At 70.1% G+C, this 9,670-nt stretch carries 6 protein-coding genes and 1 pseudogene; 3 read left to right on the forward strand and 4 right to left on the reverse strand.

Translation table 11 applies throughout. From position 1 onward, the window contains the following. Positions 1–634 (reverse strand): annotated as a pseudogene (locus D6T64_RS00550) (hypothetical protein); the annotation flags it as partial. A gap of 414 nt (positions 635–1,048) precedes the next feature. On the opposite strand from D6T64_RS00550, the gene D6T64_RS00555 reads away from it, so the two are divergent. Further along, complete coding sequence (locus D6T64_RS00555; RefSeq protein WP_158594746.1) at positions 1,049–1,576, forward strand: VanZ family protein; 528 nt, start codon at positions 1,049–1,051, stop codon at positions 1,574–1,576. Between the two features lie 178 nt (positions 1,577–1,754). Here D6T64_RS00555 and D6T64_RS23355 read toward each other — a convergent pair whose 3' ends face one another. Continuing rightward, positions 1,755–3,707: an O-antigen ligase family protein gene (locus D6T64_RS23355; protein WP_158594747.1), complete on the reverse strand. Its 1,953-nt coding sequence runs from the start codon at positions 3,705–3,707 to the stop codon at positions 1,755–1,757. A 659-nt stretch (positions 3,708–4,366) separates the two neighbouring features. On the opposite strand from D6T64_RS23355, the gene D6T64_RS23485 reads away from it, so the two are divergent. Both D6T64_RS23485 and D6T64_RS00570 read left to right on the forward strand, forming a co-directional pair. Continuing rightward, a complete protein-coding gene (locus D6T64_RS23485; RefSeq protein WP_147364392.1) occupies positions 4,367–6,451 on the forward strand; it encodes a sensor histidine kinase in 2,085 nt (694 codons plus the stop codon). Next, entirely contained in the window at positions 6,448–7,104 is a 657-nt protein-coding gene (locus tag D6T64_RS00570) for a response regulator transcription factor (RefSeq protein WP_119970426.1), read from the forward strand. Before D6T64_RS23485 ends, D6T64_RS00570 begins: the two co-directional genes overlap by 4 nt. Before the next feature lie 235 nt (positions 7,105–7,339). Here the strand turns inward: D6T64_RS00570 and D6T64_RS00575 are convergent, their stop codons facing one another. Then, positions 7,340–7,846 (reverse strand): hypothetical protein, encoded by a 507-nt coding sequence (locus D6T64_RS00575; protein ID WP_147364393.1) that lies wholly within the window; start codon positions 7,844–7,846, stop codon positions 7,340–7,342. Positions 7,847–7,989: 143 nt separating this feature from the next. Further along, positions 7,990–9,102 carry an LCP family protein gene (locus tag D6T64_RS00580; RefSeq protein WP_119970431.1) on the reverse strand — a complete coding sequence of 371 codons (1,113 nt, stop codon included), beginning with the start codon at positions 9,100–9,102 and terminating at the stop codon, positions 7,990–7,992. Positions 9,103–9,670 lie beyond the last annotated feature (568 nt).

Raw genomic sequence — 9,670 nt, forward strand, 5'->3', positions numbered from 1 at the left:
GACTGCGCACGACACGTGCCGCGGCCGCGGCCTGGGCCTGGGCGGCCGCCTGTTCGGCGGCGACCCGGGCGGCTTCGACGGCGGCAACGCGGGCGGCTTCGATGGCGGCGAGCCGCGCCTGCTCCGCGTTCCAGGCGGAGACGGCATCCGTCACGCCCTGCACGGCAACCGGCAGGCCCGGATCGAGGGTCGCCAGTTGGTCGGCCCAGCGGAACGTCAGGCGGGACAGCGTGGTCGTGCTCTCTTCCACGTTGGGCCGGTCCGTGAACAGGGCGCCGACCGGCACACTGAAGTCCGCATCGGCGGTGGCGTCGGACATCTCCGCGGTGGCAAACCCGAGGTGCAATCGGGCGAGATCAAGGGCCGCGGCCAGCTGCGCGCGGCTGTCCTCGGTGAGGGTCTTTCCGGCGCTCGCGTCGAGCGCGGCCTGGGCCGCATCGACGACGGAGGTCGCCCCAGCGATCGCGGTCACGGCGCTCTGTCGTTCGGCGGTGAAGTCGGTGCGGGCAATCTCGAAGAGGGAGTCGCTGTGAAAAACCGCCGGGGGGACAGACGCCGTGACGGTGGGAACGGGTGACGTCGGCGCTGACGCGACCCCGAACGCAGCCGTGCTGGTGCAGAAGGCCAGGGGCACAACCAGAAGCGCGAGTGTGAAGATACTATTTCGACGCAAATGTGCTGATCGCAGACGAATAGAGCGATGGAAGGAGCCGGACACTGAGGTCCCCTTTCGGGAAGGGACGGATGGACGCTGTCAGTGTTGCCGGGACCGCAAAACCGGGCTAGCCCCCGTGCAGAGCTAGACCGTTCTGTCCCCGTAGACGGTGGTTTCGAGCACCGCCTGACGGGGCGCGCACCGCCTTGACGCCGGGTGCTCACGGTGCGTGTTCGGTCGGATTTCCCTAAGATGAGTCCAATCCGTCGACGCGCGCCGTCGACACGAGATTCGCCGTACACTGCCGTGCAGACGCGCTCGACCTGCTCACCCGCTGCACCATTCGCCGCCTGCATCATTCACTGCCGTTGTACTGCCACCCGAAACGAGACCATGCCCGCGACCCTGTTGCACGCCGCCCGGCGACACGCGATTCTGGACCGCCTGGCGGTGCACCGCGCCGCGCTCCTGCTGAGCGTGCTGTACGCTGTCGCACTCGCCCTGATCGCGTTCTGGCCGACGCCGGTCGACCGCGCCGGCCACGACACCCTGCAACGTTCGCTGGCCTGGCTTCAGGTGCACGGCGCGCCCGGCTGGCTCACCTACGGCATGGTCGAATTCGCCTCGAACATCGTGCTGTTCATCCCTGCCGGCCTGCTCGTGGTCGTGCTCGCGGGCGCGCGATTCTGGTGGCTCGGTCCCGTGGGCGGGCTGCTCGGCAGCGCCGCCATCGAACTGGGACAGCTCGTTCTGCTGCCGGCTCGCACGGCCAGTGCCCGCGACATAGTGGCCAACACCTCGGGCGCGATCATCGGAACCGTGCTGGCTCTGCTGGTCTTCGGAGTGCTCGCGCTGCGCTCGTCACGACGGATGCGGCGCGTGACGGCATCCATCAACGCCCGACCCGCTCGCGTGCGCTGAAACACACGCGCCGAACCTCCCGTGCACCGAACCTCCCAAAGAGCACAGCATTGCGCGCACAGCATTACGCGCCCCCAGGGATACTTTTCGGGGTCGTACTTTTCGGGGTCGTACTTTTCGGGGTCGTACTTTTCGGGGTCGCACTTTTCGGGGTTGCAGCCCCGGCAAACGCGCCGGGCTACTCCGCGAACAGGATCTGTTGCAGGCGCAGCGCGGTCTCGTTCTGCGGATCCAGTCGCAGAGCCCGTTGCACCTCGGCGGCCGTGCCCGAAATGTCCCCGACGGTGTACAGCACGATCGCATTCTGCACGGCAATGGCCGGGTCGCCGGGTGCGAGCCGAACGAGCACCGCGAGGGTGCGGGCGGCCCCCGCCGAGTCCCCGACGGCCAGCTGCCCGACCGCGAGCGCCCGTTCGGTCGCCACGGTGCCCGGCAGGTCCGCCCGCGAGCGCTGGGCCCATTCGACGGCGAGCTGGCCGGCATCCGCTGCCCCGGCCGCCGCCGCAGCGCCCTCGGGCGTGGCCGGTCCCGCCGTTGATGCGGCGGCCGATGCGGCATCGGAGGCGGCCGCAAACGATTGCGCCGCGATGCTTTCCAGGTCAGTGTCCCACGGGCGCAGCGACCGGGCGTGGTCGAAGGCCGCGTCGGCGGCTGCGATCTGCCCGCGTGCCGCCGCGGTGACGCCCGCGTTGAGCGGCACCTCGGCGCTCATCGCCATGAGCAGCGCGACCGTCCACGCGGTGAGTGCCGCCGTGCGCGTCCCTCGTGCCAGGCCGGCATTGGCCGCGGTTGCGAGACGAGCCCTGGCCCCGCCCGTGGGGCCGGCGGCGAGCAGAACACCGGCGAGGGCGGCAGCCACGATCGTTGTCGAGGGCGCCGTGAAATGGGTGAGCAGGGCGACGCCGAAGCCGGCCAGCCCGGCGAGGGCGGCGGCCTGCAGGTCGGGGCGGGCGGCATCCGTCGCGGTCAGGTTGGCAGCGGTCAGGTGTGCAGCGGCCAGGCAGGCGCGCCGCCAGCCGCGCACGCCTCCCCACACACCGGCGATCACGATGCCGAGCACCAGCATGACCAGCGGCACACCACCGGCGAGGGCGACCTGGAACAGCCAGTTGTGCGGTGAATCGAGGGTTGACGAGTCGGTCGCGGTGCTGACGCCCGAATACTCGTTCAGAAAGCCGCTGGGTCCCAGGCCGAACGGGTGCGCGGCCAGAAGGGCGAGGCTGTCGCGCCAGAAGTCGAAGCGGCCCTCGAACGACTGGGCCGCGAGCGGGCTTGCGCCGAGGACGCGGTTTCGCGTGAACGGTACCAGCAGGGTGCCCGCCGCGAGCAGAACGGCAGCGGATGCCCCGATCACCGCGGTGCGCCGGGCCGCAACCCGGTCGCCGCGCACGATCTCGAGCACCAGCAGCACAACGACCGTGACCCCGGCGGCCAACAGCCCGGCCCGGGAGGCGGACAGCACCACGGTCAGGGCCGCGAGCAGCAGCGCCGCGCTCAGCGCCCACCGCTCGAACGCTGACGTGGCGCCCGGAGTGCCGGATCTGCCCACCCCGCGGGACGGGGTCCACGCCCGCAGCACCGGCAGCGCCAGCACGGCCACGAACAGCGCGGCGAGCACCCCCTGGTCGGTCGCGTTGCCGGTGAGGGCGCCGGGCCGGGCGAGGTCGCTCGCGAGCGGCCGGGCGCCAGCAGCCTCGAGCAGCGACACCATCCCGAGGGCGAGGGCCGCGGCGGCCACGGCGCGCACGACGGTGCGCAGCTGCCCGGCGGGCGCGGCCGGTCCAAGCAGGCGCGCGCCCGCCCAGACCGCGCCAAAGTACACCGGCAGGGTGATCAGGCCCTCATAGCGTGGCCACCGGCCCCACAGCTGGGCACCGGGCGCGGCCGAGAACAGCACCGCCAGGAGGGCGATCAGCCCGGCGCCGAGGCTCGCCAGAACGAACCAGCGCGGCAGGCGCCCGCGGGCGACGGCGACGGATGCGATGGCCACTGCCGCCGCCGCGACCAGATCTTTCGGCAGGAACCAGCGCACAAACGCGTCCGGCAGCAGCACGATCGAGGCGAGCACGAGCAGCCAGATCGCCACCGTCGCGGCGCGCAGCCGAGCTTTGGTGGGCGGCGGGCCGGTCATGCCGGAGCGGTCCCCCGAGATCGTGGCCCGACGCCGCCGGGCCTTCCCGGCGCGAGCTGCGGCTCTTACCGCGGCGCTTGCTGCGGCGCTTGCTGCGGCGCTTGCTGCTGTGCGTGGTGCGGTGATCGCTGCGGTGGCGATCGCGTTTTCGTCAGCGGGGCTCGCTCCCCGGGCATTGCCGATGCTGCCGGTACTGGGCGAGGCGTCCTGCGCCGGGACCGACGGGGTACGGCCGGAACGCGCGCCCCGCCCTGCTCGTGACGGGCGTGAGGGGCGTGAGGGGCGTTTCGATGTCACGAGACACCTCCCGCGCGAGCGGGGAGCACGTCGGGCACTGTGTTCTCGATGATGACCCTTGCCTGACCGTGAAACCGACTTTAAGCGCCGACCGATCCACATCCGGCCGTGCGTGGGGACTGGCCCCCGATTAAACGTATTAGGCGCAGTCGGGCTTATATGCCGCCGCTCCGCACACAGACTCCCCCAGAACAGGGGTGCCCTGGCGGCGCCGCCGTTCACAGCGGCGCCCGCGGGCACCCCGGCCGCGACACGAGCGCAGACAATCAGAGCCCGCAGAGATCCCCCTGCCCACCGGCTGTCCCGGTCGGAAACACAGATTTAACCCCCCGAACAGGGGGGCGAGACCCGATACTAGAACCATGCCTCCCGCCGTCCCCGTGTCGTCGCGCCGCCGCATCCTCTCGGTGCGGTCCCGCATCGTCGTGTGGATGCTGCTGGTGTCGGCGTTCGGGCTTGCCTCCTCGGGCATCGCGTCCTACCTCGTGCAGCGGGAGAGCGTTCTCACCGCGATCGATGACAAGCTGCTGCGGGTGGTCGACGACGTGCAGGACATCGCCTCCGGCGCGACCTCGGGCGTGACTTCAGGAGATGCGGCTTCAGGAGATGCGGCTTCAGGAGATGCGGCTTCAGGAGATGCGACCGGCCAGCCGGCGGGCGGAACGGGCGAGGCGGTCGACACCGGCACGGCGATTCCCTTGACCAGCGTCGAGCTCGTGCTGCACACCGCGATGCGGCAGCTGATCCCCTCGGCCAACGAGAGCATGCTCGGATTCGTCAACGGTGCCGCCACCCACCCCCGGTCGTCGAACCCCCCGTTCCGCCTCACCGACAGCCCCGAGCTGGTGACCCGCGTGCTCTCCGAAGCGAACACGAACGGAATCGTTCTGGGCACGGCCCAGATGCTGGACTCATCCAGCACGCCGACGGATGCCGCACCCGGCCAGCCACCGTTCCCCGCCACCGTGCGCTACATCATCATCCCCGTGCATGTGAGCGGCGACGACCGCTCCGGGCTGCTCGCAGTCGCCTTCGACGTGGACGCCGAGCTCGCTGCCGTGACGCGCTCACTCGACACCTACGCCCGCGTGGCGCTCGGAGCGCTCGTGCTGGTGGGCCTCGTCGCGTGGCTCGTGGCCGGCCGACTGCTGCGCCCGATCCGACTGCTGCGCGACGCCGCCGCCGGCAGCAGCAGTGCGGCCGACCTCGTCGAACGCATCCCGGTCACCGGACACGACGACGTCTCGAACCTGGCCGAAGCCATCAACGGCATGTTCGACCGGCTGCAACAGTCGTCCCTGAGCCAGCAACGGCTGCTCGACGATGTCGGCCACGAGTTAAAGACCCCGATCACCATCATTCGCGGCCAGTTGGAGGTGCTCGACGCGAGCAGTCGGGCCGAGGTGGAGGCCACCCGGGCCCTCGCCATCGAGGAACTCGATCGCATGGGCAGCCTGCTCGCGGGTATCTCGTTGCTGGCGCAGTCACGCGCTCCGCACTTCGTCGAACTCGCGACCCTGGACCTCGCCGAGTTCACGGCCGCCGTCGGGGCCAAGGCTCGCGCGCTCGATCCCGGCCGGAAGTGGATCATCAGCAGCACCGATCTGACCGCTGCCGGAGTCGGAGTCGGAGCCGGAGCCGGAGCCGGAGCCGGAGTCGGAGTCGAAGTCGACACCGGAGCCGGCATCGAACCGCGCATGCCAGCGACCCGGCAAGCGGATGCACCGTCGGCCGCTGCCCCTATCCCTGTCGCCCTCGACGCCGACCGCATCACTCAGGCCTGGCTGCAACTCGCCGCAAACGCCGCGCGCCATTCCACTCCCGGATCGATCATTGCCTTGAACAGCGCGGTGACCACGACCCGCCCGACGGTCTTCACTCACGTGGTGCCCAGTGAGCCGGGCGCGGCGGACCTGATCGGACCGGTTCAGTCCGACGCGCCGAGCCCCACGCAGGCCCCCGGCAGCGCGGACCACCCCGGGAGCCCAGGCAGCACCGGCGGCTACGTCGGCACCGGCGGCCCGGGCAACCCCGGCAGCCCCGAGGCCGTCGCCGCGACCCCGGGGTTCGGCTACGACGAGCAGCGCGACGACCCGCCCGAGCGCTGGCTGTGCCTGTCAGTGCGGGACGCGGGCCCCGGCATCCGTCTGGAGGCCCAGCCGCGCATCTTCGATCGGTTCGGGCGAGTCGAGAACACCCGCGGCGCCGAGGGGTCGGGGCTCGGGCTCTCGATTGTCGCGGCCATCGCGCACGCACACGGCGGCACGGTGCTGCTCGACAGCGCGGCCGGATCGGGCTCGACGTTCACCATCCTCGTGCCCGCGGGGCAGCTTATCGTGCCCGATCACCCCACCGCACCGCGCCCGCTCGACACGCAGCACCAGAACGACCCGTTGGACCTCACCAGCGCCAGCACCAGCACCAGCACGGCAAGGAGCATCAGATGACCAGAATTCTCATAGCCGAAGACGAGGAGCGCATCTCGTCATTTGTGGAAAAAGGCCTGCGCTCGGCGGGCTATTCGGTCGCCGTCGCGAGCGACGGCGACAACGCCCTGGCACAGGCCCAGACCGGAGATTTCGGCCTGATTATTCTCGACGTGGGCCTGCCTCTGCGCGACGGCTTTGATATCTTGCAGACCCTGCGGGTGGAGGCGAACCCGATCGCGGTGATCGTGCTGAGCGCTCGCGACAGCGCGGCCGACACCCTGCGCGGCCTCGAGGGCGGCGCGAACGACTACATGCCCAAGCCCTTCCGGCTCGACGAGCTGCTCGCCCGCGTGCGTTTAAGGCTGACGGATGCCCACACCGAGCCGCCGTCGATCCTCAGTTCCCGCGGCCTCGAACTGGATCTGAAGACCCGGCGCATCGTTGTCGACGGAGTGGCTCAGGATCTCTCGGCCCGGGAGTTCGAGCTGGCCCAGGAGTTTCTCGGGCATCCGGAGCAGGTGCTCAGTCGCGAGCAGTTGCTGAGCCGAGTCTGGGGCCTCAATTTCGACTCCGGATCGAACGTCGTCGAGGTCTACGTGCGCTACCTGCGCACAAAAATCGGGCCCGAACGCATCGAGACCGTGCGTGGCATGGGTTATCGTCTGCGCTGACGGGGGCCGGGGTTCCGTGAGCGGATGCTGCCGGCCGGCCAGCGCCAGCCGCATCCGTTCGGCCCGGCGGGGCGCACTCGGCAATCCCGGCAATCCCGTCATGCACGCCACATCCCGGCACACACGACAATCGGGGAGCACTCGCCCGACGGAGCCTCCCCGATTGCCTGCACGAACCGGGTCCGACCTGTGACGCCGCTACGTCGAGCCGGACCCGCGTCGGCCGCGACGACCGCTAGGCGCGGTCGCTGCGGTCGTTCGTGCGCTCGTGGCGCTCGTTCGTGCGCGGGTCGCGGTGGTTGGTGCGCGGACTGTCACTGCCGCCGCCCGACGTGGGCGGGGCGTCGGGCACGTAGTTGCCGTCATCGTCCTCAGCATCCTTGGCCGCATCGACCAGGGCGCGGGCCGCGTCACGGGCTGCCGCACGCACCGCGCGGGCTTCGACTCGGGCCGCGTCACGCACCTCGCGGCTCTGGCCGCGGGCCGCGTCGCGAATCTCGCGGCTCGTCTCGCGGGCCGCGGCACGCAGCAGGCGACCTTCCGCCCGGGCCGCTTCGACCAAGTCGACACCGTCTGACTCGGCGCTGACCGACGAGGAGACCTGCGAGGTCACCGACGCCGGGCTGACCGAGGTGGACACCGCATAAGCGCCGCTCGTCGTGGCCAGACCGACAGCAAGGACGCTGGCAACTCCGGTCATGAGCACTCGGGTGGTGACCACTCGTGTTGATTTCTTCATCATCGTGTTGCCTCTCTGCGCCCCTCATGAGGGACATGTGACGCCCCCGATCTGGGACATAGAGAGAGCCTGACAAACGCGGATGAGGTGGAGTTGTGGCGACTATGAGAGTGCTCTTATCCGCTGCGATGGCACCGGCACCGGCACTACCCCTGGGCCTGCAGCGCCGGCAGGTCGGGCGCCAGGGTGTCGGATTGAAGCCCCTGTTTCACCAGGTCGAGGCGGTCGTGGTCGATGTTCACGATCGACTGGCCGTTCGCCGAGGTTCCCGTGCCGTTGGTGGGCATCGTGAAGAAGGTGACATCGTCGTAGCGCACATCGCGCAGCTCGACCGCGAGGCCGGCCAGATAGGCCGAACCGAGCCCGTCATCCGAGGCGAGGAACGGCGAGAGCGCATCAATCAGGTCGTTGAGCTTGCCGGGGGTCACGATCGTGTCGGTCGTCAGCACGGCCTTCATCAGGCCCTTAATCAGGATCTGCTGGTTGCGCACCCGCTGGAAGTCACCGTCGGAGAAGGCGTAGCGTTCCCGGGCGAAAGCGAGCGCCTGGGTGCCGTCAAGCACCTGCTCCCCCTGCTGAAAGGTGTAGCCGGGAATCTTCGACGAGGGAAACCCGATTGGGTTGTCAATGGAGACGCCGCCGAGGGCATCCGTCACTCCGGCGAAACCGCCGAAGTCGACCACCGCGACGTGGTCCACGTGAATGCCGAGCAGGCCCTCCACTGTCTCGACGGCGAGCGGCACCCCACCGAAGGACATCGCGGCGTTGATCTTGGCTTCACCGTGCCCCGGGATCGCCAGCCAACTGTCGCGCATGATCGACATCACGAAGACGTTCTGGCGGTCGGCCGGAATGTGCACGAGCATCATCGTGTCCGAGCGCTGCCCCCTCAGGTCGGCGATCGAGGTTCCATTGGTGCCGCGGGTGTCCGAGCCAAGCAGCAGGATATTCTGCGCGACGGTAGCCGGTGCCGGTGCCGGTGTGGACGTGGGCGACACCGCCGCAGGGATGGTGGCGGGGACATCCGTCGGAAACGGAGCGACCAGCCGTTCGACCTGGGTATCGAAGTCCCGGCCGAGATTGTAGAGGCTGACCCCGGCGAACACGGTCGCCGCGACGACCAGGGCGGTCGTTCCCGCGATGACGACGCGCCAGACCCGCCGCGCCCGTGAGCGGCTGCGGCGGGTGGGGAGCGAGGTAGCGGGTGATGGGTCGAGCGGGGTGTTCGGGTCGTCGATGGGCGCGGGAGTTTTCGGCATCGGTCGCCTCCTGGTGGCACCGTACGGGCGCGGTATCGCCTGGCGGTGCCGTCACGATAGACCCGGTCAGGGGGCACCGGAACGGGGGCGAACCGGATCTAGCCCCGAACTGGGGGCGGCCCTGAGGTGCCTCTGGCGCCCCCCGAGCAAGGCCAAACACTGGCGGTGACGGATGCCCCGGGCTAGGCCTCGCGGGCCGGCTGCCGACCACGTCGGGCCTCCGAGAGTGCGCGCCCTGCCGCCGGATCGAGCTTGTCGAGATCACAACCAGCGGATGCTCGCTGGACGAGATTTCGACAGGCTCAATCCGGCGGCTTGCGCGCGTGGCGCGGTGATCGAAACCTCGTAGGCCGACGCTCAGACCGTAGGTCGGGGCACCCGGTCTCGAGACGCCGGCGTACTTCGGCGGGCTCAGCAACCGGCGTGCCGGCTTCTCGACCAGCGGATCGGGGGGTGTCGCTGGTGCTGGCGGGGGCTCAGTTGACGGAGCGGTTGGCGCGGTGGGTTTGGGCGGGGCGCCAGGTTTGGCTGGGGTCCATCCACGCGGGTCCGCGGACTTCGGGACGCC

This window comes from Cryobacterium melibiosiphilum, from assembly GCF_003602235.1.
GTDB lineage: Bacteria > Actinomycetota > Actinomycetes > Actinomycetales > Microbacteriaceae > Cryobacterium > Cryobacterium melibiosiphilum.

What these genes read in the sequence shown, in the direction of transcription:
- D6T64_RS00575 (WP_147364393.1), bottom strand. Translation starts at nt 7,846, where the DNA reads ATGATGAAGAAATCAACACGAGTGGTCACCACCCGAGTGCTCATGACC.
- D6T64_RS00555 (WP_158594746.1), top strand. Translation starts at nt 1,049, where the DNA reads ATGCCCGCGACCCTGTTGCACGCCGCCCGGCGACACGCGATTCTGGAC.
- D6T64_RS00570 (WP_119970426.1), top strand. Translation starts at nt 6,448, where the DNA reads ATGACCAGAATTCTCATAGCCGAAGACGAGGAGCGCATCTCGTCATTT.
- D6T64_RS23485 (WP_147364392.1), top strand. Translation starts at nt 4,367, where the DNA reads ATGCCTCCCGCCGTCCCCGTGTCGTCGCGCCGCCGCATCCTCTCGGTG.
- D6T64_RS23355 (WP_158594747.1), bottom strand. Translation starts at nt 3,707, where the DNA reads ATGACCGGCCCGCCGCCCACCAAAGCTCGGCTGCGCGCCGCGACGGTG.
- D6T64_RS00580 (WP_119970431.1), bottom strand. Translation starts at nt 9,102, where the DNA reads ATGCCGAAAACTCCCGCGCCCATCGACGACCCGAACACCCCGCTCGAC.